Raw genomic sequence first — 25,014 nt, forward strand, 5'->3', positions numbered from 1 at the left:
GACGATCAGTGAAGGAGTGACCGTGCCCAGCATTTACATCGATGGCGCGTGGGTCGAGGCCGCATCCGGCGAGACCCGTGAGATCACCTGCCCCGCCGACGGATCCCACGTCATCACGGTGAGCGAAGGCGCCGAGGCGGACGCGAAGAAGGCCATCGCGGCCGCCCGCCGCACGTTCGACGACGGCGCCTGGTCCGCGACGCCCGCCAAGGAGCGCGGCGCCATTCTCGACAAGCTCGCCGACCTGCTCGAGCGCGACAAGGACAAGGTCGCCCGCGTCGAGTCGCAGGACACCGGCAAGCGCTTCGTCGAGTCCCAGTACGACATGGACGACATCATCGGCGTCTTCCGTCACTTCGCCGCTCTGGCCGACAAGGAGGCCGGCCGCGTCGTCGACACCGGCATGCCCAACGTCGCGAGCCGCGTCGTCACCGAACCGGTCGGCGTCTGCTCACTCATCACGCCGTGGAACTACCCGCTGCTGCAGACGGCCTGGAAGATCGCCCCGGCCATCGCTGCCGGCAACACCTTCGTCCTCAAGCCCGCGGAGCTGACGCCGCAGAGCTCGATGTGGCTCATGGACGCCCTCGCCGAGGCGGGCCTGCCCGCCGGCGTCGCGAACCTCGTCACCGGCCCCGGCGCCACGGTCGGATCCGAGATGACGACGAACGAGGACGTCGATCTCGTCAGCTTCACCGGCGGCCTCGTCACCGGCCGCGCGATCATGGCAGCGGCCGCACCGACCGTCAAGACGATCGCCCTCGAACTCGGCGGCAAGAACCCCAACGTCCTGTTCGCCGACGCCGACATCCCGGCCGCCATCGACAACGCCCTGACGGCAGTCTTCCTCGACTCCGGCCAGGTCTGCTCGGCCGGCACGCGCCTCGTCGTCGAGGAGTCCATCCACGACGAGGTGGTCACCGAACTCGTGCGCCGCGCCGAACTCATCCGCCTCGGCGGCCCGTTCGACGACAACGCCGAGACCGGCCCGCTCATCAGCGAAGCCCACCTCGAGAAGGTCGACACCTACGTCAAGGAAGCCATCGAGGACGGCGCGAAGCTGCTCACCGGCGGCAAGCGCGGCGAGGGCGAGCTCGCGAAGGGCTCCTACTACCTGCCGACGATCCTCGACGGCTGCGACAGCTCGATGCGCTGCGTCCACGACGAGTCCTTCGGCCCCGTGCTCACCGTCGAGACGTTCTCCGGCGACGACGCCAAGGCCGCCGAGGACGCCGCCGTCGCCATCGCGAACGACACGATCTACGGCCTGGCCGGCGCCGTCTGGACGGAGAACGCCGGGCGCGCCGAGCGCATGGCGCGCCGCCTGCGTCACGGAACCGTGTGGATCAACGACTACCACCCCTACGTGCCGCAGGCCGAGTGGGGCGGCATGAAGCAGAGCGGTATCGGCCGGGAGCTCGGCGAGCACGGACTCGGCGAGTACCTCGAGACCAAGCACATCTGGCACAACATCGACCCCGCACCGGCCGACTGGTTCAGCGGCCGCGAGAGCTGACCTGCCGCGCCCGCCTCGGGCCGAGCAGCACACATATCGCTCCCGGTGAGGTTCGCCCCGGCGAACCAACCATCCGCTTTCAGGTCCTCGAACGAACTCTGTGGGGCAGGGTTCGTTCGAGGACGACCATGTGAGAACACAAGGAGATTCATCTCGATGAAGAAGCGTTACGACTACGTCATCGTCGGTGGCGGCTCGGCCGGCTCCGCGCTGGCCAACCGCCTCTCGGCCGACTCGAACACGAGCGTTCTCGTGCTCGAGGCCGGGCGCGCCGACTTCAAGATCGACCCGCTCATCCACATGCCCGCCGCGCTCATGTTCCCCAGCGGCAACCCGCTCTACGACTGGCGCTACGAGAGCGACCCGGAGCCCTTCATGGGTGGTCGGCGCGTCGCGCACACCCGCGGCAAGGTGCTCGGTGGCTCCAGCTCGATCAACGGCATGATCTTCCAGCGCGGCAACCGAGGCGACTACGACAAGTGGGCCACGTTCGCCGGCATGGAGGACTGGGACTACGCCCACTGTCTGCCCTACTTCAAGCGCATGGAGACGACGCTCGCGGGCGCCGACGCCTGGCGCGGCGGTTCCGGTCCTCTCACGCTCGAGCGCGGCCCGGCTACCTCTCCCCTGTTCCAGGCCTTCTTCGAGGCCACCCAGCAGGCCGGCTACGCCCCGACGGATGACGTCAACGGCTACCGCCAGGAGGGCTTCGCACCCTTCGACCACACGACGAAGAACGGCTCGCGCATGAGCGCCTCCCGCTCCTACCTGTGGCCGGTCAAGAACCGCAAGAATCTCGACATCGCGACGCTCGCCTTCGTCACGAACTTGCGCTGGGACGGCAACCGCGTCACGGGCGTCGACTTCGTGCGCGGCGGTCGCCGCAAGCACTCCGTCGAGGCCGGCGAGGTCATCCTGTGTGGTGGCGCGTTCAACACGCCGCAGCTGCTGCAGCTCTCGGGCGTCGGCAACCCCGAGGTCCTCGCGGCCGCGGGCGTCGAGACCCGCGTCGACCTGCCGGGCGTCGGTGAGAACCTCCAGGACCACCTCGAGGTCTACCTCCAGCACGAGTCGGTGCAGCCGGTTTCCATCCAGCCCTGGCTCAAGAAGTGGAAGGCGCCCTACATCGGCGCGCAGTGGCTCTTCGCCAACACCGGTGTCGGCGCCTCGAACCACTTCGAGGCGGGCGGCTTCATCCGTACGAACGAAGAGGTTCAGTACCCGAACCTCATGTTCCACTTCCTGCCGGTCGCAGTGCGTTACGACGGCACGGGCGGCGGTCACGAGCACGGCTACCAGGTGCACATCGGCCCGATGAACTCCGACGTGCGCGGCCACGTACGCATCACGAGCAACGACCCGAAGAAGCACCCGAGCATCCTGTTCAACTACCTGTCGACCGAGCGCGACCGCCGCGAGTGGGTCGAGGTCGTGCGCGCCGCGCGCCACATCCTCAGCCAGCCCGCGTTCTCGCCGTTCGACGGTGGCGAGATCTCCCCCGGAAGCGCCGTCCAGACGGACGAGGAGATCATCGACTGGATCGCGAAGGACGCCGAGACGGCCCTGCACCCCTCGTGCTCGGCCAAGATGGGCACCGACGAGATGTCCGTCGTCGACCCGAACTCGATGCGCGTGCACGGCACCGAGGGCCTGCGCGTCGCCGACGCGTCGGTCTTCCCGAGCATCACGAACGGCAACATCTACGCGCCGGTCATGATGGTGGCCGAGCGTGCCGCCGACCTCATCGCCGGCAACACGATGCTCGCGCCGGAGAACCCGCCCACCTACCGCGCCAAGGCCGGTATGCCGCTCTACCCCGAGGGCGACCCGCGCAACGACGCCTGGGACGCCAAGAGCGAGATCCCGAGCGCTGCCGCCATCGTGGGAGAGCCGCGATGAGCTCGGTGACGCCCGCCCCCGACACCGAGGTCGAAACACCCGGCGAAGCCCGGATCAAGCCTGTCGTCCTGTGGACCACGGCCGTGTTCATCGCGGTCGTGGCCGGGTGGGCCCTCATCGACCCGAAGGGCGCCGAGAGCCAGCTCGGTACCGTCGTCGAGTGGATGGGTGGCTGGTTCGGCTGGTTCTACATCGCCCTGGCGACGATCGTCCTGTTCTTCGTCGTGTACCTGGCACTGCGCTTCGGCCGCATCCGTCTGGGGCACGACCACGACCGTCCCGAGTACTCAACGTTCGCCTGGGCGAGCATGCTGTTCGCCGCCGGCATCGGCACGGACCTCATGTTTTTCGCCGTCGCCGAACCTGCGTCGCAGTACCTCGCACCGCCGCAGGGCAAGGGCGGAACGCTCGACGCCGCACGTGAGGGCACCGTGTGGACGCTGTTCCACTACGGCATCACCGGCTGGGGCATGTACACGCTCATGGGTATCGCCCTGGGTTACTTCGCCCACCGCAAGGGCCTGCCGCTCGCGGTGCGTTCGGCGCTCTACCCGCTGGTCGGCAAGCGCATCAACGGCGGCATCGGCAACGCGGTCGACATCGCCACGGTGCTCGGCACGATCTTCGGTGTCGCGACCAGCCTCGGCATCGGCGTCGTCATGCTCAACGTCGGTCTCGACCTGCTGTTCGGCATCAACCAGGGCGTGCCCGCGCAGATCGGTCTCGTCGTCGTCGCCGTCGTCACCGCGACGATCTCCGCGACGTCGGGCATCGACAAGGGCATCCGCATCCTCAGCCAGCTCAACGTCATCCTCGCGCTGTTCCTCGCGGGCTGGGTGCTTGTCTTCGGCGACACCCGCTTCCTCCTGCGCGCGGCGACGATGAACGTCGGTGACTTCGTCAACCTCTTCCCGGGCATGACGCTCGACACGATGGCGTACGACTACCCGGGCGAGTGGATGAACCTGTGGACCCTGTTCTTCTGGGCCTGGTGGATCGCCTGGGCAAGCTTCGTCGGCATGTTCCTGGCCCGCATCTCGAAGGGCCGCACGATCGGCCAGTTCGTCGTGGGCACGCTGACGATCCCGTTCCTCTACATCGTCATGTGGGTGACGATGTTCGGTAACACCGCGATCAAGCGGATCCTGGACGGTGACAAGGCCTTCGGCGACGCCGCGGTCAACACGCCGGAATCCGGTTTCTACCAGCTGCTCCAGCAGTTCCCGGCGGCGACGTTCATCATCGGTCTGGCCACGTTCGTCGGCCTGCTGTTCTACGTGACGTCCGCCGACTCCGGCGCCCTCGTCATGGCGAACCTCAGCTCCGACCTGCCGGACGCCGAGACCGACGCCAAGCCGTGGGTGCGTGTCCTGTGGGCCGCCGCGACCGGTGTGCTGACCATCGCGATGCTCATCGTCGGCGGTATCACCGCGCTGCAGTACGCGACGATCGTCATGGGTCTGCCGTTCGCATTCGTCATGATCCTCGTGATGATCGGTATCCACCGTGCACTGACCGGCGAACAGCGGCACGCCAGCGCGATGCTGGACTCGCTGCGATCGGGCGCGATCGGTGCGCCGCCGGCCGCGAACGGCTCGTGGAAGAACCGCCTCGCGCGTCAGTTCGGCAGCGTGTCGGCAAAGGCCACGGAGGAACGCATGGACGATGTCGTCGTCCCGGCTCTCGAGGAGGTCATCGCCGAACTGCGCGAGCGAGGCGTCAACGCCGAGCTCGAGCACCTGGCGCAGCCGACCAAGCAGCTACGCCGTTCGGTGACGCTCACGGTGCACGCGGCCGACCCGCGCGCCGAGGACTTCCACTACACGAGCCAGATCCGCAGCATCAAGGTCGCGTCCTACGGCGCGCGCATGATCGAGGCGGACGACATCTCGTGCCAGCTCGAGGTCGTTGTCCCCGGCGGTGGCGCGTACGACGTGCTCACCTACTCCAAGGAAGAGATCGCGCACGACGTGCTCGACCACTACACGTGGTGGCTGAACACGAACGCCACGGTCGCCCAGGAAACCGAGTGACCATCGGCTGACGCACGAAGGCGGCAGGTACCGGATCTAATCCGGTACCCGCCGCCTTTGTCGTGCTGAACAGGCTCGGCGGGTCAGCGCATGCGCGCGACGAACTCGCTCATCGTGATCTGCGGGCCGGAGAAGAACGGCGTCTCCTCGCGCACATGACGGCGCGCCTCGGTATAGCGCATCTCGCGCATGAGATCGAGGATCCGGTACATCTCGTCGGCTTCGAAGGCCAGGATCCACTCGTAGTCGCCCAAGCCGAACGACGCGATGGTGTTCGCGCGCACGTCCGGGTACTCGCGGGCCGCCATGCCGTGGTCGTGGAGCATCTTCTTGCGCTCGTCGTCGGGCAGGAGGTACCAGTCGTAGCTGCGCACGAAGGGGTAGACGCAGATGTACTTGCGTGGCGTCTCGTCGGCCATGAACGCCGGGATGTGGCCGCGGTTGAACTCGGCCACGCGGTGCATCGCGACGTTCGACCAATACGGCTCGAGGTGACGGCCGAGGTCGGTAGCGAGGAAGCCCGAGTAGGCCTTCTGCAGCTCGTCGATCGACTCGCCGTGCCACCAGATCATGAGGTCGGCCTCGGCGCGGAAGCCGGAAAGGTTGTACGTGCCGCGCACGGTCACGCCCTTGCCCGCGAGCGAGTCGAGGTACTCGTCTGCCTCACGCGCGATGGCCTCACGGTCGCCGTCGACCTTGTCGACGATGGTGAAGACCGACCACATCGCGTAGATGCGGGAAGCGTTGATGCGGTCGACCGTGACGTGCTTCGGCTCGGGGCGCGAACTCGTCTTCTCGGGGTTCTGCGGGTTCTCCGGCTGCGGGGTGGTCACCGTGATTCTCCTTCGGGTGCGTGCTTGTTCGGAACAGGTTCGGGGGCTCAGGTGAGCTCGTCTTGAGCGCCGAGATCGTCGAGGACGCGGTCGGCTGCGGCTCGCGCCGTGGCGACGCAGGCGGGGATGCCGACGCCGTCGAGCGCCGCCCCGGCGACGTCGAGGGCGGGCAGCCGCGTGAGGTCGTCACGGATGCGTCGGACCCGCTCGACGTGGCCGAGGGCGTACTGCGGCAGACCGTTCGTCCAACGCTGGACGTGTGCGTCGAGCGGGGCGGGAAGGTCGAGACCGGTCGCCTCGCGAAGGTCGGCCAGGCCGACGGCAACGAGTTCGTCGTCGGCGCGCTCGAGAACGGCCTCGTCGCGATGGCGCCCCATCGACACGCGTACGTAGGCCACGTCCGGCGCGGCCTCGGCGAGCCACGGCCACTTGACGCTGGAGAAGGTCGAGGCCTTGATCGTGCGTCTGTCCACCGGAGGGACGAGGAAGCCCGTTCCCTCGGGAAGGCTCGCGTGGACGGAAGCCGGGAAGGCGTAGGTGACGATCGCCATCGTGGCGTACTCGATGCCGCCGAGCGCGTCCGAGGCTTCGGGCGCGATGGCCGCGAGCAGGCGGGCGGCTGCGGGCGCCGCCGTCGTGACGATGACGCCGTCGGCCTCGTGCGGTTCGGGCAGACCGTCCCGTTCGACTTCGAGGTGCCACGTGCCGCGATGGCCGAGCGAGCGGCGCAGCTCGGTGACGCGCGCACCGGTGACGACGTCCACGCCGCGATCGGCGAGACCGGCGCGAAGCGCTTCGGGCAGCGATCCCATGCCGTCAGTGGGCGCCCCGAACACCTGCCGTGTGTCGTTCGACGAGACCGCCGACGCAGCGGCCCGGGCGGCCTCGGTGAGGCGCCGGCCGTCGCGCAGGGCCTTGAAGAGCGGAGGCACACAGGCACGGGCCGAGAGCTCGCGGGCGTTGCCTGCATAGACCCCGCCGAGCAGTGGCTCGACCATGCGGTCGACGACGGCGGCGCCGAGGGCCTGCTCGACAGCGTCACCGACGCTGATGTCGGCCAGGTCATCTGCGCTGTCACCGGCTTCGGAACGGGGCACCGAGATCTCGACCGGACGCTCGTCGGCGGCACGAGCCACCTCGTCGTCGGAGAGCAGCCCGCGCGCCGACTCGGGGTCTGACGGAATGCCCATGAGTGTGCCGGCAGGTAGCGCCTCGAGCGAGCCGCGGGACCACAGGAGGGCCGGGAAACGTTGGGGGTGAACGGCCTCGACGCCGAGCTCGGCGAGCAGGTCGACCACCTCGGGGCGGCGCCAGAGGGCCGACTCGGCACCGACGTCGACGCGGTGCCCGGCGATCTCCTCCTGGCGCAATTTGCCGCCCACGCGCTCGTCGGCTTCGAAGACGGTGATCTTCCACGAGGGCGCCGTCGTCGCGAGATGCCACGCGGCGACGAGACCGCTCACTCCACCACCGACGATCGCGACCGACTTCATGCTCCCAGTTTCCCACTCTCAGCGCGGGTTGGGGTCGCCGGGGCGGCGCGTTGGGGGCAAGTCGTGACGTTTGTCCCGACTCGGGCGGCAGCGACCCACCAGGGAGCGACGGGTGCGGCTACTCCCCCGTACTTCCGTCGACGGCCTGACGCAGGAGGTCGGCGTGACCGTTGTGCCGCGCGTACTCCTCGATCATGTGCACGAGGATCCACCGGAGGCTCACTGTTTCTTCGTCCTCCCGAGGGTTGACGGCGAGAGCGTCCAGACCGGCGTCGTGGGCGAGGGCTTCGTCGACGATACGGTCACTGACCGCGACGGCGTCGTCGAACCACTCCCACAGCTCTTTCTGGGAGTGATCGGCCGCGTGCTCCCACGCCCAGTCCACACCGGCTCCGTGGGAGTGCGCGAGCCAATCGGGGCGCTCGATGCCGCCCGCGAAGGTGAGGTTGAACCAACCTGCCTCCACCATCGTGAGGTGCAGCATCAGCCCGGCGAGCGTCATGTCCATCGGGGGCAGGGCCCGACGCAACTGCTCGTCGTCGAGGCCGGAGCACTTCCACCGCAGCGTGTCGCGGTGGTGCTCGAGCATCCCGCGCAGCGTGGCGACCTCGTCGCCCTGCACCGGCGCCCAGCGCCTTTCGTCAGCCGACATCGCTGAACCACCTGTCATCTCGGGCGCTCCGCTCTCCTCGTGCAGCGACGTCACCCTACGTGCGGGAGGCGAGTGAGGCGTTGACCTCACCGAGAACGTCTGCGGCGCGCCGCAGATCGTCCTCGGCCAGTGTGAACGGAGTCCGAAGTCGCCCTTCGAGGCCACGTCCGTCGAGGGAGAAGGCACTGCCCGGAGTGAGGGTGAGACCGCGCGCGGCAGCTCGCCGCACGATCTCGCTCGACTGCGCGCCCGGCAGCCTCCACCACAGCGACAGGCCGCCGTCGGGAAGATCACAACTCCACCCCGGGCAGGCCCGGGCTATTGCGTCGCGCAGGAGAATTCGTCGACCGGCCAGCTCTGCGCGACGCTCGTCGTCGAGGCCCGATTGATCACGCAGCAGGCCGGCGAGAACGATCTGTTCGAGCACCGGCGCTCCGAGATCGAGCGTCACGCGCGCCGACGCGATGGCACCGATGTAGCGGCGCGGCGCGCGCACCCATCCGAGGCGCAGTCCGCCCCAGTACGTTTTGCTCGCCGACCCGACCGTGATGCACTCGGGAGCAAACGCCGCCATGGGGCGAACGCGCGGCGCCGCGTCGAGCCACAGGTCGGCCAGGGTTTCGTCGACGATGCCGACGGTGCCGTGCTTCGCCCACAGGCGCGCGAGGTCATGGCGGTCTTCCTCCCCCATGAACCGGCCCGTCGGGTTGTGAAAGTCCGGGATGACGAGCATCGCCCTCGGCGCACGGCGCGCGAAGGTTTCGGCCGTGGCCCGCACATCGAGACGACGCTCGTCGACTGATTCGACGGCGGGTACGAACCGCGCGCCACGGCTTCGCAGCGACGCAAGCGAGTTCGGGTAGCCCGACGGCTCGACGGCCACGGCGTCACCAGGCGAAACAAACGCCAACGCCGTAGCGGCCACACCCGCGAGAGCGCCCGTCGTCACGAGGATCTGATGGGGCGTCGTCGGCACGCCCCGCGCGGTGTAGCGCTCAGCGAGGGCATCACGAAGGTCGGGCACGCCGTCGCGGAAGTACCCGCCTTCGTGGGTGTACGCCGCCAGGTGCCGCGGGGCCTCCGCGAACCGTTCGGCGAGGCCGCCCACTGCGGCCGGAGCTGTGTTGGTGAGGTTGATTCCTCCCTGCGCATCGAACCCGCCGAGCACGCCGCTCACGGGTTCGCCACCGCCCGAGACGGGGCCACCGGGGATGCGCACGCGCGTTCCGGAGCCGCGGCGGGCTTCGGCGAAGCCACGCTCGCGCAGCAGTGCGTACCCGTGAGTGACCGTCGTGCGCGACAGGCCGAGCGCCACGGCAGCATCTCGCTCGCTCGGCAGGCGGGTGTCGTGCGTCAACCGGCCGTCGGCCACGAGACGTTCGATGCGGTCGCTCAACCAGGCGTACGCCGAACCTCGCTCGGGTGGTGGGCCGACGAGGCGCGCGAGGGCATTCGCCCCGATCCTGCGTTCCATGGGGCCACTGTGTCCGAATTGGCTATTCAAGACAAGGCCACTTCTGCTGCACTCTGGTTTCATGAGCACCATGTCGACGACCCAACCTCAGCCCGACGCGGCCGCGCGTTCTTCGCGTGGATCGCGCCAGCTGGCCAATCTGACGCCGATGGGTCAACTGCGTGCCGGCAAGCTCGGTCGTCGGCTGCCGCAACTCTTCATCGGCCTGACGCTCTTCGGTGCCGCGATGGGTCTGTTCGTGCGAGCGAACGTCGGCCTCGAGCCCTGGGGCGTCTTCCACCAGGGCGCCAGCCTGCACACCGGCTGGTCGATGGGCACGGTCACGATCGTCGTGTCGTTCATCGTGCTGCTGCTGTGGATCCCCATGCGTCAGTGGCCCGGGCTCGGCACCGTGGCGAACGCGGTGTGGCTCGGTTTCGTGCTCGATGCGACGATGGCGCTCGTCTCCGAGCCGAACTCCATCGTGGCGCGCTCGGCGCTCTTCGCCGTCGGCCTGCTCGTCAACGCCATCGGCGGCGCGATGTACATCGGAAGCCAACTCGGCCCCGGGCCCCGCGACGGTCTCATGACGGGCCTGCACCGCATCACGGGCCTCAGCGTCCGCCTCGTGCGCACGAGCATCGAGGTTGTCGTCCTCACTTCGGGCTGGCTGCTCGGCGGTGGCGTGGGCGTCGGAACGGTGCTCTATGCGCTGCTGATCGGCCCGCTCGTGCAGTTCTTCCTCCCGTGGTTCACGGTCGAGTTGGACGGGCACCGAGCCGAGGGTGCCAAAGCGCCTGAGGGCCCGGGGAAAGAGAACGCCACATACCCCGAGGGTGACTGAGCTTTGCCGACGCAGCTGAACGGCGTCAGGCGTCGGCGACGGGTCGCGAGTCGCCGGCCCTGACGCCCCGCACGATCGTCAGTCCGAGGACGACGAGACCGGCCGCGAGGAGAGATCCGCCGGCCATCTCCGAATCGAGGGGCGCGAGGAACGCGAGCGCCGCTCCGAGGAAGATGGCCCTGCGGGTGCGACGACGCTCGAGCAGCAACAGCGCTGCGGCCGGCACCACGGCGAGTGCGTACCAGGACTGCACGACCGGTGCGAGGAGCACCACCGCAGCGAACACCCCGATGCACGTTGCGAGTCCCGACGTGGGGTCACCCGTGGGCCTCGTGAGGGCCAGGACGATGACCAAGGCGACGGCGAGCGCCATGCCGAGCGCACGCACGACGGGCACGGCGTACATCTCGAGGCCGCTGCCGGTCTGTGCGAGCAGCCATTCGAGCACGACGCCGACGGCGGTGGGCGCGGACGCCGGGGTGACGACGACGCCCGGCACGCTGAGCACCTTGACCCATCCGAGCCCGAGCCCGTAGGGAATGCCGCTTGCCGCGACGGTGGCGGCGGCGATGAGGCCGCCGGCAGCGAGCCTGAGGAATCGTCCGGGTGCCCGCACTGCCCCGGGCAAGGAGACGAGAACGACGGGAACGACCGCCACGACGGCCGTGAACTTCACCGCAGCGGCAAGACCGACGAGCACGACGCCGAGCACCCACCGGCGTTCGGCGGCGAACACGAGCGCCGCGGCCACGAGGCCCATGACGAGGGCGTCGTTGTGCAGCCCGCCGACGGCGTGGACGAGGACGAAAGGTGACGCGATCGCGAGCGCCGTCGCCCTCGCCGGGTCGATGCCGAGGTGGCGGGCGAGGCGCGGAACGGCCCACGCAGTGAGGCCGAGCCCGATCAGGGCGGGCACCCGCTGGAGCAACAGCAGGAGCGTGGGGTCGCCGAACACCTCGCGCGTCAGAGCACCCCAGATGATGGGGATCGGCCCGTACGGCGTGGGGGTGTAGCGCCAGATCGGGTCGACCATCGAGGTGAGTAGTTCGGGCATCTCGCCCGGGGAGATCGTGTACGGGTCACGCCCGGACGCCGCGACGGCGCCCTGGGCCATGTAGCTCCACCCGTCGTGGGAGAACAGCGGCGGCGCGATGAGCAGGGGCGCCATCCAGCGCATCGTCACGGCCCGTACGTGACGGACGCGTTCATCGGCCGATCCTTCCGCCGGGGTCCGCACGAGGCTCACCCATGCGTGCGTGAGCAAGGCGACGCCGATCAGCGTGACGACGAGGGCGAGGAAGCGTCCTGGCGCGTTCGTGCCCAACCATTGCAGCGGGGCGACGAGGAAGCGCACCGGGCTCGGAGGCAGCTCGTTGAGGACGAGACCCGCGAGGAGCAGGAGCACCGAGCCGCACACACCCCGGCTGACGAGGGTGCCGGGCAACGTCGGAGCACGCATGTGCCGGAGCGTCAGCGAGCGGAGATCTCGTGGACGCGGGAGACGACGCGCGTGATGACGTCGGGGTCGGTGCTCGGCAGGACGCCGTGGCCGAGGTTGAAGATGTGGCCCTTCGCGCGACGGCCCGCGGCGACGATCTCGTCGACCTTGGCCTCGAGGGGCTCCCAGGGAGCGAAGAGGAGCGCGGGGTCGAGGTTGCCCTGGAGAGCGTACTGACCGCCGGTGCGTTCGCGGGCGGCGTCGAGGTCGACGCGGAAGTCGACACCGACGACGTCGGCACCCGCCTCGCCCATGGCGGAGAGCAGTTCACCGGTACCGACACCGAAGTGGATCTTCGGCACGTCGAGCCCATCGACAGCGGCGAGCGCCTGGCGTGAGTGCGGCTGGACGAAGCGCAGGTAGTCGGCAAGCGGGAGGTTGCCGACCCACGAGTCGAACAGCTGGACGGCGCTGGCGCCGGCTTCGGCCTGCACGCGCAGGAACGCACCGGAGATCTGGGCGAGACGAGCGCACAGGTCGTTCCAGAGCTCCGGGTCGCCGTACATGAGCGCCTTGGTGTTCTCGTGGTTCTTCGAGGGTCCGCCCTCGACGAGGTACGAGGCGAGCGTGAAGGGTGCACCCGCGAAACCGATGAGCGGCGTGCCGCCGAGTTCGGCGGTGAGCAGCTTGACCGATTCGGTGATGTCCGGGACGGCGTCGGGCGTCAGCTCGGGCAGGCGGTCGAGGTCGGCGCGCGTACGGATCGGCTGCGCGACGACCGGGCCCACGCCCGCGACGATGTCGAGGTCGACGCCGACAGCTGCGAGCGGCACGACGATGTCACTGAAGAAGATGGCGGCGTCGACGTCGTGCCGACGCACGGGCTGCATCGTGATCTCGGTGACGAGGTCGGGGCGGCGGCACGACTCGAGCATCCCGACTCCCTCGCGCACCTTGCGGTACTCGGGCAGCGAACGGCCGGCCTGGCGCATGAACCACACGGGCGTGTAGGGCACTTCTTCGCCGCGGGCAGCCTTGACGAGGACGGAGTTACGCGGGTCGACATTCGTTTCGCTCACGCTCGAAATCCTCTCATGCGCACCTGGCTTCGACAGCGGCGAACCACCCGGAGGACCCCGGTCGATCTGACAGGGTGAAGCCATGGCCTCCCCCGCCGAAACCCTGCACACCGAACGCCTCGTCCTTCGCCGCTTCGTGCCCGATGACGACGCCGACCTCGAGTTCGCTCTCGAGCTCCATGCGAACCCCGATCTGGCCCGGTTCATCCCGTCGGCCGTTCTCACCACCCGCGAGGACGCGGCCGCGTGGTTGCGCCGGATCGACGGCAACACCGCCCCGGGACGCGGCTGGTGGTGCGTCGAGGCCGAGGGCGCGCCCGTCGCGGCCATCCTGCTCAAACCGATCCCTTTCTCCGCCGGGTACACGAACGCGGCGACGGAGGATGTCGAGATCGGGTGGCGCGCCACGAGCACAGCCACCGGTCACGGCTACGTCACGGAAGCGGCCCGCGCCGTTCTCGACGCGGCGCTGGCCGGTGGCCTCGACCGGGTTGTCGCCGTCACCGACCCGGCCAACGTCGCCTCACGACGGGTGACCGAGCGTCTCGGCATGACGCACCTCGGACGCACCGAGCGCTACTACGACGAGTCGCTCGAACTGTTCGTCGCGCGCAGCGACCGGTCGGCCTGAGCCGTCAGATCGACACGAGGCACACGCCCACGACGGTGAGTGCCACGCCCGCCAGCTGAACCCCGCGCAGTCGCTCGCCGAGGCAGCCGCGGGCGAGCAGGAGCGTCGCGACCGGGTAGAGCGAGCCCAGCACGGCGACGATCGAGACCTGCCCCTGGGCCGAGGCTGCGGCGAACAACAGGTTCGCGACGAGGTCGCCGATGCCGAGCAGCGGCAACGCAAGAAGGAGACGAGGCGTCAGAGGTTCGCGGGCCGCGTTCCGTGAACGCAGGACGAGGAACGTGGGGATGAGCAGCGACAGGCTGCCGCACCGCATGGCGAGCATGGAGCCGGACAGGTCGTGCCGCGCCCCTCCGTCCATGAAGTACAGGGACAGCCCGAACGCGACGGCGGCGATCGCGGCGAGCGTCACCGGCCTGCGGCCCACCTCACCCGATAGTTCGGGGCCACTCGCGAGCACCGCACCCACGAGGGCGACGACAAGGCCCACCCCGACGATCGTCGTCCACGCGTCGCCACGGAGGAGACCGAGCGTGACGGGCACGATGGCACCGAGGGCCGTGATGGGCGAGACGACGCCCATCGTCCCGGTCGACAGCGCCGCGTACAGGCACAGCAATCCCACCGCGCCACTGAGCCCCGCCGCGATGCCCCAGAGCGCCCACGCCGTGACGGGCGATTCCCCGTGCGAGCCCCACAAACTCACGGACAGGAAGAACACGAACGCCGCAGCGAGGCCACCGAGCTGAGACAGGGTGACGACCTTGACCGGATGCATCCGCTTCGTCAGAACGCCTCCGGCGAAGTCTGCGCTACCCCAGACGGCGGAGGAGAGAAGGGCCAGGAACGTCACCACATGCGCAGGGTAGGACGCGCGGCGTGCCTCCCGTGAATTCGCCCCTTTCCGGCCTAATCTTCTGGCCATGGGGATGCAGACATTGAAGCGCGACGACGCCGAGCACTTCGCCGACGTGGTCGATGCCGTCAAGGCCGCGCGGGTGCGTCCCGAACTCTCCCTCACCGAGGTGCCCCCACCGCGCCGTATCGCTCCCCACGCCGTCGCTTTCTCCGCCGAGGTCGTCGACCCGCGTGACGACGACGCCGTTCTCGGCACCGGACGTTTCGTCCTTCTGCACGACCCCGCGGGCCCCGAGGCCTGGCACGGCACCTGGCGCGTCGTGACGTTCGCTCGCGCCGAACTCGAATCCGAGATGGCCACAGACCCGGCGCTCGGCGCTGTCGGCTGGTCCTGGCTCGTCGAGTCCCTCAAGGACGCCGGCGCCACGTATACCGCGGAAGCCGGCACCGTCACCCGCGTCGTCAACGAGAGCTTCGCCGGCCTCGCCGAGCGTCCCTCGAGCGTCGAGCTCGAAGTGCGTGCGTCGTGGACCCCGGACGGCAACGACATCGCCGCCCACCTGCAGGGTTGGGCCACGCTCATGTGCACGGTCGCCGGCCTGCCGCCGCTGCCCGAAGGGGTGTCGGCCCTGCCGGGGCGCTTCTGATGACGTCCGACTCCCCCGCCGGCGATAACGCGTCGCTCGAGGACGCGCAGCCGACCGACGACAAGCCGAGCTATCCCCTGCTCGCCGAACCGGCTGACGGCGTTCCCGAGATCGTGACGACGGCCGCGCGCCTCAAGGAGTGCTGCGCCGCCATCCGCGCCGGCTCCGGGCCCGTCGCCATCGACGCCGAACGCGCGTCAGGCTTCCGCTACGGAAACGACGCCTACCTCGTCCAGCTGCGGCGCAAGGGTTCGGGCACCTGGCTCATCGACCCGGTGCCGTGCAGCGATCTCAGCAGCCTGAATGCCGCCATCGGCAAGGCCGAGTGGGTTCTTCACGCCGCAACGCAGGATCTTGCCTGCCTCAAGGCCCTCGGTCTTTACCCGAAGGCGCTGTTCGACACCGAACTCGGCAGCCGCCTCGCCGGCCTCGCCCGCGTCGGGCTCGCCGCCGTCACGGAGCACTACGTCGGCGTCACGCTCGCCAAGGAGCACTCGGCCGTTGACTGGTCGACGCGTCCGCTGCCCCACGACTGGCTCGTCTACGCCGCGCTCGACGTCGAGCGCCTCGTCGAGGTGCGTGACGCCCTGGCCGCCGACCTCGAAGCCCAGGGCAAGGGCGAATGGGCCCGTCAGGAGTTCGAGGCGCTGCTCGACTTCGAGGGCCCGACGCCGAAGAAGGACCCCTGGCGTCGCACGTCCGGTCTACACGCGCTGCGCGATCCGCGCCAGGTCGCCCGGGTGCGTTCGCTGTGGCAGACGCGCGAGGACATCGCCCAGCGCCGCGACACGACGCCGGGTCGCGTGCTGCCCGACGCACTCATCATCGATCTGGCCCGCCGCAACCCCAACGACCTCGCCGGTCTCGTCGGCCCGCCCGCCATCCGCCCACGCGTCGGTGACGGCTCGGCCCGACGCCGCCGTCCGCGCCCCGCGCACCGTGGACTCGCGCGCTACGGCGAGCGCTGGCTCAACGCGCTCAAGAACGCCGACGCCCTGCCGCAGCGCGAGCTGCCGCCCCTCACGATGCGTACGAACGCTCCCCCGCCGATCCGGGCGTGGGCCGATCGCAACCCAGCTGCCGCTGGTCGTCTCGACGACGTCCGCTACGGCCTCCAGCAGTTCAGCGAGAAGCGCAACGTGCCCGTCGAGAACCTGCTGACGCCCGATCTTCTGCGTCGCACCATCTGGTCGCCCCCCGCCGATCAGAGCGAAGCCGGATGGCGTGAAGCCCTCGCCGCCGGGGGCGCACGCCCCTGGCAGTGCGACATCGTCGCGCCGCTTCTCGCCGAAGCCGCGCTCGATCACCCGACGAATTGATCGACCCGCGTACTCACGGGTAACCGAACGGGTTAGCCTGGCCTAGTCAGCTTTGTCTAACTTCGGGAGGCAACGTGCCCCGCACGCTCCATGAGGTCGTCTTCGTCGACGGTGTTCGTACGCCGTTCGGCAAGGCCGGTGAGAAGGGCATGTACGCCCAGACCCGCGCCGACGACCTGGTCATCAAATGCATCCGTGAACTCATGCGTCGTCAGCCGAACCTCCCGCCCGAGAGCGTCGACGAGGTGGCCATCGCCGCCACGACGCAGATCGGTGACCAGGGCCTGACGATCGGCCGTATGGCCGCTCTCCTGTCGGGTCTGCCCAAGTCCGTTCCCGGTTACGCCATCGACCGCATGTGCGCCGGCGCCATGACGGCCGTGACGACGACCGCGTCCGGCATCGCGTTCGGCGCCTACGACATCGCCATCGCCGGCGGTGTCGAGCACATGGGCCACCACCCCATGGGTGAGGGCACCGACCCGAACCCGCGCATCGTCGCCGAGAAGCTCGTCGACCCGAGTGCCCTCGTCATGGGCAAGACGGCCGAGAACCTGCACGACCGTTTCCCGGCCATCACCAAGGAGCGCTGCGACGCGTTCGCCGTCGGCTCGCAGAACAAGCTCGCCAAGGCCTACGCCGAGGGCAAGATCCAGCAGGACCTCGTGCCCGTCGCCACGCGTCACGCCGAGAAGGGCTGGGGCCTGGCCACCACCGACGAACCGCCGCGTCCGGGCACCACGGTCGAGGACCTCGCCGGTCTCAAGACGCCGTTCCGCGCCCACGGCAACGTGACCGCCGGTAACGCCGCCGGTCTCAACGACGGCGCCACGGCCTGCATCCTCGCCTCCGAGGAGAAGGCCAAGGAACTCGGCCTGCCCGTCGGCATGCGCCTCGTCGGCTACTCCTTCGTCGGCGTCGACCCCGAGGTCATGGGTATCGGCCCGGTCCCGGCCACGGAGAAGGCTCTCAAGCAGGCCGGTCTCACGATCGACGACATCGACCTGTTCGAGCTCAACGAGGCCTTCGCCGTCCAGGTGCTCGCCTTCCTCGACCACTTCGGCATCGACGCCTACGACGAGCGCGTCAACGCCTACGGTGGCGCCATCGCCACGGGTCACCCGCTCGCCAGCTCCGGCGTGCGCCTCATGACGCAGCTGTCGCGCCAGTTCGCCGAGAAGCCCGAGGCCCGCTACGGCCTCACGGCCATGTGCATCGGCATCGGCATGGGTGGCGCTGTCATCTGGGAGAACCCGAACCACCCCGACTACGGCAAGGAGAAGGTGGCCTGATGAACGACGCATCGAAGAACCAGGCTCACGACGAGGTCGTCACACACGCCCACGCGCAGGACATCCAGCTTCCGCGTCACGACGGCACGACGTCCGGCACCTTCGTCCTCATCACGCTCGACAACGGCTTCGACCACACGAAGCCGAACAGCTTCGGCCCGCTCGGCCTCGCCGAGCTGGAGGCTCAGCTGGACACGGCCGCCGAACGTGCGGCCAAGGGCGAGATCGTCGGTCTCGGTGTCACCGGCAAGCCGTTCATCATGGCTGTCGGCGCCGACCTGACGGGCATCCCCGCGATCACGAGCCGCGAGCAGGCCGTCGAGATCGCCGAGCAGGGCCACCGCGTCTTCTCGAAGATCGCCGACCTCGACATCCCGACGTTCGCGTTCGTCAACGGCGCGTCCATGGGTGGCGGCGTCGAGATCGGGCTCTACTGCGACTACCGCACGATGTCCGCGGACGTTCCGGCTTACTCGCTGCCGGAGTGCTTCCTCGGTCTCGTGCCCGGCTGGGGCGGCACGTACCTGCTGCCGAACCTCATCGGTGTCGAGAACGCGCTGCAGCTCATCATCAGCAACCCGCTGTCGAACAACAAGATGGCCACGGGTGCTCAGGCGTTCAAGCTGGGCGTCGCCGACGAGCTCCTCGCGCCGGTCACGTTCCTCGAGGACTCGCTGCGCTTCGCGTCCGACGTCATCTCGGGCGAGAAGAAGGTCGAGCGCCCTGAGGTCGACAAGGACGAGTCGACGTGGAAGGCCGCGTGCGAGAAGGCCCGCGCCTTCACCATGCAGAAGACGGGCGGCGCTGCCCCCGCTCCGCTGCGTGCGATCGACCTCGTCGAGGCTGCCCGCACTAATACGCGCGAGCAGGGCTTCGAGGGCGAGAACGAGGCCCTCGGCGACCTCATCATGAGCGACGAACTGCGCGCCGGTCTGTACGCGTTCGACCTCGTCCAGAAGCGCGCCAAGCGCCCCGCCGGTGCGCCGGACAAGGCGCTCGCACGCAAGGTGACGAAGGTGGGCGTCGTCGGTGCCGGTCTCATGGCCAGCCAGCTCGCGCTGCTGTTCATCCGCCGCCTCGACGTGCCGGTCATCATGACCGACCTCGACCAGGCGCGCGTCGACAAGGGCGTGGAGTACGTTCACGCCGAGATCGACAAGCTCCTCGAGAAGAAGCGCGTCTCCCCCGACAAGGCGAACCGTCTCAAGGGTCTCGTCACGGGTTCGACGAGCAAGGACGGCTTCGCCGATGCCGACTTCGTCATCGAGGCCGTCTTCGAGGAGATGGGCGTCAAGAAGAAGGTGTGGTCCGAGGTCGAGGCCATCGTCACGCCCGAGTGCGTCCTCGCGACGAACACCTCGTCGCTGTCGGTGACGGAGATGGCGGAGGACCTCGCGCACCCCGAGCGCGTCGTGGGCTTCCACTTCTTCAACCCGGTCGCCGTCATGCCGCTGCTGGAGATCATCCGCGGCGACAAGACGGACGACGCGACGCTCGCCACCGCGTTCGCCACGGGCAAGCAGCTCAAGAAGACCTGCATCCTCGTGAAGAACTCGCCGTCGTTCGTCGTCAACCGCCTGCTGGGCCGCTTCATGGGCGAGGCGGGCAAGATCGCGGACGAGGGCACCCCGGTCGAGACCGTGGAGAAGGCGTTCGCCGGCATCACGCCGATGCCGCCGTTCATGCTCATGTCGCTCGTCGGCCCGGCAATCGCGCTGCACAACAGCGAGACGCTGCACGGTGCGTTCCCGGATCGCTTCTACGTCTCGCCGAACCTGGCGAAGGTCGTCGAGGCGAAGATTCCGGGCTTCTACGGCAAGGACGGCAAGCTCAACGAGGAGGTCTTCGCTCAGTTCGAGAAGACCGGCTCCACGGAGCTCACCGCCGAGCAGGTGCGTGACCGCGCCCTCGAGGCCCTCGCCGACGAGACGCGTCGCATGCTCGACGAGGAGGTCGTCGCGGCTCCGATGGACATCGACCTCGCGATGATCACCGGTGCGGGCTTCCCGTTCTGGAACGGTGGCGTGACGCCGCTGCTCGACCGCCTCGGCATTTCCGAGAAGGTCACCGGACAGCGTTTCCTGCCGAAGGGCGCTGCCAGCGTCGCCGGCTGATCCAGCTTCGCGTAACAGAACGCGCGGGGAGAGCACTGATGTTCTCCCCGCGCTTTCTGTGTGTCCTCGAGCGCGCGCGACTCGCCGTTCCAAGACGGACGGTTGATCGCGAGGAGTGAACAGGTATCGTCGAGAAATACGCCACGTGGTGAACGCCACGCGGTGGGCGATTCTTTATCTCATACATGAGATATAGCATGGAGAGCATGGTTCAACAGCAGCTTGTACGGATCGGTGGCACCATCCGTGAAGTCCGGCTCGAACGCGGTCTGACGCAGAGCGCCCTCGCAGCGCAGGTCGGCACCTCGCAGAGCGCGGTCGCCCGCATCGAGCAGGGCGGCCAGAACCTCAGCATGGAAATGCTGACCAAGATCAGCAGAGCACTCGATTCGGAGATCATCACCGTGGCCAGTAGCAACCTCCCCCTGAACATGCGCATCGAGGGCGGCAAGCAGCTCTCCGGTTCGATCGACGTCCGCACGAGCAAGAACGCTGCGGTCGCCTGCCTGTGTGCCGCCATGCTCAATAAGGGACGCACCACGCTGCGCAACCTCGCTCGCATCGAAGAGGTCAACCGGATCACCGAGGTGCTCAACTCCATCGGTGTGAAGACGCGCTGGCTGCCGGACTCGAGCGACCTCGAGATCACGCCGCCGGAGAAGATCGACCTGTCGACGATCGACGAGGTCGCCGCGCGCCGCACCCGCACGATTCTCATGTTCCTCGGCCCGCTCATGCACGAGTTCGACACGTTCGAACTGCCGAACGCCGGCGGCTGTGACCTCGGTGCGCGCACCGTCGAGCCCCACCTGCACGCGCTGCGCGCGTTCGGCATGTCCGTCGAGGCGTCGAACGGCTACTACCACGTGTCCGTCGACAACTCGGTGCGCCCGACGAAGCCGATCGTCCTCATCGAGCGTGGCGACACCGTCACCGAGAACGCGCTGTTCGCCGCCGCTCGCTACGAGGGAAAGACGATCATCCGCAACGCCTCGAGCAACTACATGGTGCAGGACCTGTGCTTCTTCCTGCGCGAGCTCGGTGTCTCCATCGAGGGCGTCGGCACAACGACCCTCGAGATCCAGGGCGTCGGCGAGATCAACAAGGACATCGAGTACTTCCCGAGCGAAGACCCGATCGAGGCCATGTCGCTCGTCGCCGCGGCGATCGTGACGAAGTCGGAGATCACGATCAAGCGCGTGCCGATCGAGTTCATGGAGATCGAGCTCGCCATTCTCGAGGAGATGGGCTTCCGCTACGAGATCACCGAGGAGTACACGTCCGCCAACGGCGAGACGCGCCTCGTCGACCTCACGACGAAGCCGGGCCCGCTCAAGGCGCCGACGGACAAGATCCACCCGCTGCCCTTCCCCGGCCTCAACATCGACAACCTGCCGTTCTTCGCCGTCATTGCGGCGTGCGCCGAGGGCCAGACGCTCATCCACGACTGGGTGTACGAGAACCGCGCGATCTACCTCAACGAGCTGACGAAGATCGGCGCCACGGTGCACCTCATGGACCCGCACCGCGTCATGATCGAAGGTCCCGCCAAGTGGCGTGCGGCCGAGGTGATGTGCCCGCCTGCGCTTCGCCCGGGCGTCGTCATCCTGCTGGGCATGCTCGCGTGCCCCGGCACGTCGATCCTGCGCAACATCTATGTCATCAACCGTGGCTACGAGGAGCTCGACGAGCGCCTCAACGCGCTCGGCGCCGACATCACGAGCTTCCGCGACGACGAGTTCAGCAACTGAACCTGACGCACCGAGTCGCCTCGACGACGAGCCCGCCCCGTCACCACTCGGTGACGGGGCGGGCTCGTCGTTTCCGTACTTTCTCGTCAGCCCACGACGCGCTGCCGCTCCTGAGTGATCATCTGCTTGTGGTCGGCGTCGAGCTGAGCCCGGCTCGCCGGCATCGCGACGCGTTGGGTTCTCGCGGTACTCGCGCGCTTGGCGAAGGTAGCGGGGAAGCCGTTGGCCTTCGTCGCCGCCGGGCGCTGCGGCGTGTACAACCATGCCGTGAAGAACGAGTCGAGCTGCTGACCGCTGATGCGCTCGGCCAACGCGATTAAGTCGGCGATGCGGGCGTTGCCGTCGGCCTTCTGACGCGTCCAGGTCTTGAGGATCTTCGACATCTTCGCCTCCCCGACACGGTTGCGCAGAGCGGCGAGCGTCATGGCGCCACGGTCGTAGACCGCAGCGTCGAATTCGTTTCCGGCCCCGGGATCACCGATCGTGGTCGACCAGAAGTCCTCGTCCGGAGGCGTGAGGTAGTAGCTCTCCAGGAGATCCTGACGCGAACCCTCTCCCTGCTTCTCGGACCACAGCCACGTGGCGTATGTGGCGAAGCCCTCATTGAGCCAGATGTCCTTCCAGTTGTGAACCGAAACCGAGTCACCGAACCACTGGTGGGCCTGCTCGTGCACGATGACGCCCTCGCTCGGGCCGTCGGCCCAGAACACGTTGGAGTACACGGGGCGCGTCTGGTTCTCGAGCGCGAACCCGAGGGGCGCGTTCGGCGCCACGCCACCCATCGTCTCGAACGGGTACGGGCCGAACTGCTTGGCCTCCCACGCGACGATCTCCGGAGTACGCGCCAGATCCGCAGCCGCATACCGCTGCTGGGGGCTCTTGACGGTGGTGACGGCGTTGAGCCACGGAATGCCCTGTGCCGTGCCCTTGGTGATGGTGAACTGACCTGTCACGAAGAAGGCGAGGTACGGCGCCATCGGCTGCGACACCTGCCAACGCCACGTCTGCCACGGCCCCGAGACCTTGTTCGACTGCAGCGTGCCGTTGCTCAGTGCCTCAACGCCCTTGGGGACGGTGATGGCGATGTCGTAGGTCGCCTTGTCACGCGGGTGGTCGTTCGAGGGGTACCACCACGCAGCCGATTCCGGCTCTCCGAGGGCCGCGGCGCCGTCCGGCGTCGTGACCCAGGGCGTGAAGCCCTTGACCTTCGTCGTGCTGGGGTTGCCGCCGTAGGTGACTTCGACGGCCATGCTCTCCCCCTTCTTGAGAGCACGCGAGGGAGTGACGACGAGTTCGTGCTCGCTCTGGGTGAACTTGGCAGGACGCCCGTTGACCGTGACGAGCTTGGCGCGCAGCGCGAGGTCGAGGTTGAAGCGGCCCAGGCTCTGCTTCGTCGTGGCGAAGACCCAGGTCTTGCCCTTCACCGTGTTCTTCGTCCGGTCGTACTCGACGTTGATCGAGTAGTGGTCGACGTCGTATCCGCCGTTGCCGTAGTTGGGGTAGTACGGATCGCCGATGCCCGCGGAACCGGACGGCGCCACGGCGGCGGTGGCAACCCCCATCGGCGTGAGGACGACGGTGGAGATGGCGGCGGCGCGACGCCATGAGCAGCGCTTCATTCTGTGAGCCCTTTCGCGAAGGGCGGCGTCTGTCGTCACCCTGCGAGGTCCAGGCAACCACGTGGCACGACCTCCGCGAGAGATACTCGCGGGAAACTTGAGACAGCTCAAGACCAGCACCCGCGAAGGGCTGCAGGCGCGCCATCGCAGCGATGGCATAGCCTCTCGTCATGGCCCTGCACGCATTACCCGAAGCACTCGCCCACCGAGGTTTCTCGGGCGGCGACGATCACACCCTCGAGAACTCGATGTCCGCGTTCGACGCGGCCGTGAGGCTCGGGTATCGCTGGGTGGAGACCGACGTGCACGCCACCGCCGACGGGGTGCTGCTCGCGTTCCACGACGAGACGCTCGACCGGACGACGGACGCCCGCGGCGTCATCGCGCAGCTCCCGTGGTCTGTGGTCTCGGAGGCTCGCATCAACGGCGTCGAGCCGATCCCCCGCCTCGACGATCTGTTCACGCGTCACCCGCAGCTGTGCGTCAACATCGACGTCAAGGCTGCAGGGGCGATCGAGCCACTCATCGCGTGCATCGAGCAGCACGGAGCGCACGATCGGGTGCGGGTGGCGTCGTTCTCGGAGAAGCGCCGGCGGGCGGTGCTCTCGGGCCTCAGCCGGCCGGTACGCAGTTCGCCCGGGCAGGAACTCATGACGGCGCTGTGGGTGAGCGCCCACGTTCCCGTCGTGGGGCGGATGCTGTTCAGGCGGCTCGCGAAGGGCATCGACGCCCTACAGATCCCCGAGCGCCACGGACGGGTGCGCGTGCTCGACCGGGCGCTGCTCAACGCCGCGCTCGCGGCCGGCGTCGAGGTGCACGTGTGGACCGTCAACGAGCGCTCCGACATGGAGCGGCTGCTCGACTTCGGCGTCGACGGCCTCGTCACCGACCGAGCCGACACCCTCAAGGACGTCCTCGTCGCGCGCGGTGAGTGGACGGTCGAAGGCGACGATCTCCCGGCGTAGTCCGGATACCTCTCTGCGGTATCTTGACATCAAGATACTTTGAGAGGAGTCACAATGCGCTTGCACCATGTTCAGGTGTCGATGCCGAAGGGGCGCGAGCAGGAAGCTCGCACCTTCTACGGCGAGGTGCTTGGTCTCGTCGAGATCGACAAGCCGGGAGTACTGGCCCAACGAGGCGGATGTTGGTTCCGAGCGCTCGGCGATGACGGATCCACCACGGCCGAGATCCACCTCGGCGTCGAGGAGCCGTTCAATGCCGCCCGGAAGGCGCACCCGGCACTGGCCGTCGAGAGCGTCGATGCCCTGGAGCGGCTGGGCAACGGCATCATGTCGGCCGGCTACGAGATGTCGTGGGACGAGCGCGACACGCTCGACGGATTCACGCGCTTCCACTGCCGCGACCCGTTCGGTAACCGCATCGAGGTGCTCACGCCACGGGCTTGACCGCCAGGGTCCGTGGTCGAGCACCGGCGTCTGCCAGCAACGACACCAGGGGAAGGAACCTTCCCTTCTTGCGTGCTGGGGCCCGCCTTCGGCACAAGAAGGGAAGATTTCGCACCGTCTCGTGCCTCCATGGC

The 25,014-nt window shown here is 68.4% G+C and carries 20 protein-coding genes; 12 read left to right on the forward strand and 8 right to left on the reverse strand.

Annotated elements, in window-relative coordinates:
* The first annotated feature begins 22 nt into the window (after positions 1-22).
* From IM689_RS08530 to betT, 3 genes are all read left to right on the forward strand, one after another.
* Positions 23-1,516 (forward strand): aldehyde dehydrogenase family protein, encoded by a 1,494-nt coding sequence (locus tag IM689_RS08530; RefSeq protein ID WP_193643655.1) that lies wholly within the window; start codon positions 23-25, stop codon positions 1,514-1,516.
* A gap of 156 nt (positions 1,517-1,672) precedes the next feature.
* Positions 1,673-3,415 carry a choline dehydrogenase gene (betA, locus tag IM689_RS08535; RefSeq protein WP_187035240.1) on the forward strand — a complete coding sequence of 581 codons (1,743 nt, stop codon included), beginning with the start codon at positions 1,673-1,675 and terminating at the stop codon, positions 3,413-3,415.
* Positions 3,412-5,448, forward strand: coding sequence for a choline BCCT transporter BetT (gene betT, locus IM689_RS08540; protein ID WP_193643656.1), 2,037 nt, complete (start codon positions 3,412-3,414; stop codon positions 5,446-5,448). The genes betA and betT overlap by 4 nt, the downstream gene beginning before the upstream one ends.
* A gap of 83 nt (positions 5,449-5,531) precedes the next feature.
* Here betT and hemQ read toward each other — a convergent pair whose 3' ends face one another.
* The 4 genes from hemQ to yczR all read right to left on the reverse strand — a co-directional run bounded on the left by hemQ (position 5,532) and on the right by yczR (position 9,900).
* Positions 5,532-6,281, reverse strand: coding sequence for a hydrogen peroxide-dependent heme synthase (gene hemQ, locus IM689_RS08545; protein ID WP_454519291.1), 750 nt, complete (start codon positions 6,279-6,281; stop codon positions 5,532-5,534).
* A 47-nt stretch (positions 6,282-6,328) separates the two neighbouring features.
* Complete coding sequence (hemG, locus tag IM689_RS08550; RefSeq protein ID WP_193643657.1) at positions 6,329-7,774, reverse strand: protoporphyrinogen oxidase; 1,446 nt, start codon at positions 7,772-7,774, stop codon at positions 6,329-6,331.
* A 118-nt stretch (positions 7,775-7,892) separates the two neighbouring features.
* Positions 7,893-8,426: a DinB family protein gene (locus tag IM689_RS08555; RefSeq protein ID WP_193643658.1), complete on the reverse strand. Its 534-nt coding sequence runs from the start codon at positions 8,424-8,426 to the stop codon at positions 7,893-7,895.
* A 55-nt stretch (positions 8,427-8,481) separates the two neighbouring features.
* Positions 8,482-9,900, reverse strand: a complete 1,419-nt coding sequence (gene yczR, locus IM689_RS08560; protein ID WP_193643659.1) for a MocR-like transcription factor YczR — start codon at positions 9,898-9,900, stop codon at positions 8,482-8,484.
* Positions 9,901-9,961: 61 nt separating this feature from the next.
* Here yczR and yczE point away from each other — a divergent pair, with 61 nt between their 5' ends.
* Positions 9,962-10,723, forward strand: a complete 762-nt coding sequence (gene yczE / locus IM689_RS08565; protein WP_319803843.1) for a membrane protein YczE — start codon at positions 9,962-9,964, stop codon at positions 10,721-10,723.
* Positions 10,724-10,748: 25 nt separating this feature from the next.
* On the opposite strand, the gene mptB is transcribed toward yczE, so the two are convergent.
* Entirely contained in the window at positions 10,749-12,182 is a 1,434-nt protein-coding gene (gene mptB / locus IM689_RS08570) for a polyprenol phosphomannose-dependent alpha 1,6 mannosyltransferase MptB (protein WP_193643660.1), read from the reverse strand.
* An 11-nt stretch (positions 12,183-12,193) separates the two neighbouring features.
* Positions 12,194-13,324 carry a uroporphyrinogen decarboxylase gene (gene hemE / locus IM689_RS08575; protein WP_227484662.1) on the reverse strand — a complete coding sequence of 377 codons (1,131 nt, stop codon included), beginning with the start codon at positions 13,322-13,324 and terminating at the stop codon, positions 12,194-12,196.
* On the opposite strand from hemE, the gene IM689_RS08580 reads away from it, so the two are divergent.
* Entirely contained in the window at positions 13,323-13,871 is a 549-nt protein-coding gene (locus tag IM689_RS08580; protein WP_047311537.1) for a GNAT family N-acetyltransferase, read from the forward strand. The genes hemE and IM689_RS08580 overlap by 2 nt on opposite strands.
* A 4-nt stretch (positions 13,872-13,875) precedes the next feature.
* Here IM689_RS08580 and IM689_RS08585 read toward each other — a convergent pair whose 3' ends face one another.
* Positions 13,876-14,727: an EamA family transporter gene (locus IM689_RS08585; RefSeq protein ID WP_193643661.1), complete on the reverse strand. Its 852-nt coding sequence runs from the start codon at positions 14,725-14,727 to the stop codon at positions 13,876-13,878.
* A gap of 67 nt (positions 14,728-14,794) precedes the next feature.
* Here IM689_RS08585 and IM689_RS08590 point away from each other — a divergent pair, with 67 nt between their 5' ends.
* From IM689_RS08590 to IM689_RS08610, 5 genes are all read left to right on the forward strand, one after another.
* Positions 14,795-15,376 (forward strand): DUF3000 domain-containing protein, encoded by a 582-nt coding sequence (locus tag IM689_RS08590; RefSeq protein WP_047311535.1) that lies wholly within the window; start codon positions 14,795-14,797, stop codon positions 15,374-15,376.
* The gene (locus IM689_RS08595; RefSeq protein WP_193643662.1) at positions 15,376-16,695 is read left to right on the forward strand and encodes an HRDC domain-containing protein; all 1,320 of its coding nucleotides are present in this window, start codon (positions 15,376-15,378) and stop codon (positions 16,693-16,695) included. Before IM689_RS08590 ends, IM689_RS08595 begins: the two co-directional genes overlap by 1 nt.
* Before the next feature lie 74 nt (positions 16,696-16,769).
* Positions 16,770-17,987 (forward strand): thiolase family protein, encoded by a 1,218-nt coding sequence (locus IM689_RS08600; protein ID WP_193643663.1) that lies wholly within the window; start codon positions 16,770-16,772, stop codon positions 17,985-17,987.
* On the forward strand, positions 17,987-20,101 hold the full coding sequence (locus IM689_RS08605; protein ID WP_193643664.1) for a 3-hydroxyacyl-CoA dehydrogenase NAD-binding domain-containing protein: 2,115 nt from the start codon (positions 17,987-17,989) through the stop codon (positions 20,099-20,101). The genes IM689_RS08600 and IM689_RS08605 overlap by 1 nt, the downstream gene beginning before the upstream one ends.
* A 206-nt stretch (positions 20,102-20,307) precedes the next feature.
* On the forward strand, positions 20,308-21,852 hold the full coding sequence (locus tag IM689_RS08610) for a helix-turn-helix domain-containing protein (protein WP_118913279.1): 1,545 nt from the start codon (positions 20,308-20,310) through the stop codon (positions 21,850-21,852).
* 86 nt (positions 21,853-21,938) lie between these two features.
* Here IM689_RS08610 and IM689_RS08615 read toward each other — a convergent pair whose 3' ends face one another.
* Positions 21,939-23,471, reverse strand: coding sequence for a M1 family metallopeptidase (locus IM689_RS08615; protein WP_193643665.1), 1,533 nt, complete (start codon positions 23,469-23,471; stop codon positions 21,939-21,941).
* A 170-nt stretch (positions 23,472-23,641) separates the two neighbouring features.
* Here IM689_RS08615 and IM689_RS08620 point away from each other — a divergent pair, with 170 nt between their 5' ends.
* Positions 23,642-24,436 (forward strand): glycerophosphodiester phosphodiesterase family protein, encoded by a 795-nt coding sequence (locus IM689_RS08620; protein ID WP_193643666.1) that lies wholly within the window; start codon positions 23,642-23,644, stop codon positions 24,434-24,436.
* 54 nt (positions 24,437-24,490) lie between these two features.
* Positions 24,491-24,880 (forward strand): VOC family protein, encoded by a 390-nt coding sequence (locus IM689_RS08625; protein ID WP_187035263.1) that lies wholly within the window; start codon positions 24,491-24,493, stop codon positions 24,878-24,880.
* The last annotated feature ends 134 nt before the right edge of the window (positions 24,881-25,014 follow it).

The sequence above is a fragment of the Dermacoccus barathri genome, from assembly GCF_015070805.1.
GTDB lineage: Bacteria > Actinomycetota > Actinomycetes > Actinomycetales > Dermatophilaceae > Dermacoccus > Dermacoccus abyssi.

Excerpts from the sequence above, each read along its gene's own strand:
- IM689_RS08595 (WP_193643662.1), top strand. The coding sequence starts at position 15,376 with ATGACGTCCGACTCCCCCGCCGGCGATAACGCGTCGCTCGAGGACGCG.
- IM689_RS08620 (WP_193643666.1), top strand. The coding sequence starts at position 23,642 with ATGGCCCTGCACGCATTACCCGAAGCACTCGCCCACCGAGGTTTCTCG.
- betA (WP_187035240.1), top strand. The coding sequence starts at position 1,673 with ATGAAGAAGCGTTACGACTACGTCATCGTCGGTGGCGGCTCGGCCGGC.
- yczE (WP_319803843.1), top strand. The coding sequence starts at position 9,962 with ATGAGCACCATGTCGACGACCCAACCTCAGCCCGACGCGGCCGCGCGT.
- IM689_RS08605 (WP_193643664.1), top strand. The coding sequence starts at position 17,987 with ATGAACGACGCATCGAAGAACCAGGCTCACGACGAGGTCGTCACACAC.
- hemG (WP_193643657.1), bottom strand. The coding sequence starts at position 7,774 with ATGAAGTCGGTCGCGATCGTCGGTGGTGGAGTGAGCGGTCTCGTCGCC.
- IM689_RS08555 (WP_193643658.1), bottom strand. The coding sequence starts at position 8,426 with ATGTCGGCTGACGAAAGGCGCTGGGCGCCGGTGCAGGGCGACGAGGTC.
- betT (WP_193643656.1), top strand. The coding sequence starts at position 3,412 with ATGAGCTCGGTGACGCCCGCCCCCGACACCGAGGTCGAAACACCCGGC.
- mptB (WP_193643660.1), bottom strand. The coding sequence starts at position 12,182 with ATGCGTGCTCCGACGTTGCCCGGCACCCTCGTCAGCCGGGGTGTGTGC.
- hemE (WP_227484662.1), bottom strand. The coding sequence starts at position 13,324 with ATGGCTTCACCCTGTCAGATCGACCGGGGTCCTCCGGGTGGTTCGCCG.
- IM689_RS08615 (WP_193643665.1), bottom strand. The coding sequence starts at position 23,471 with ATGAAGCGCTGCTCATGGCGTCGCGCCGCCGCCATCTCCACCGTCGTC.
- IM689_RS08580 (WP_047311537.1), top strand. The coding sequence starts at position 13,323 with ATGGCCTCCCCCGCCGAAACCCTGCACACCGAACGCCTCGTCCTTCGC.
- yczR (WP_193643659.1), bottom strand. The coding sequence starts at position 9,900 with ATGGAACGCAGGATCGGGGCGAATGCCCTCGCGCGCCTCGTCGGCCCA.
- IM689_RS08590 (WP_047311535.1), top strand. The coding sequence starts at position 14,795 with ATGGGGATGCAGACATTGAAGCGCGACGACGCCGAGCACTTCGCCGAC.
- IM689_RS08625 (WP_187035263.1), top strand. The coding sequence starts at position 24,491 with ATGCGCTTGCACCATGTTCAGGTGTCGATGCCGAAGGGGCGCGAGCAG.
- IM689_RS08610 (WP_118913279.1), top strand. The coding sequence starts at position 20,308 with ATGGTTCAACAGCAGCTTGTACGGATCGGTGGCACCATCCGTGAAGTC.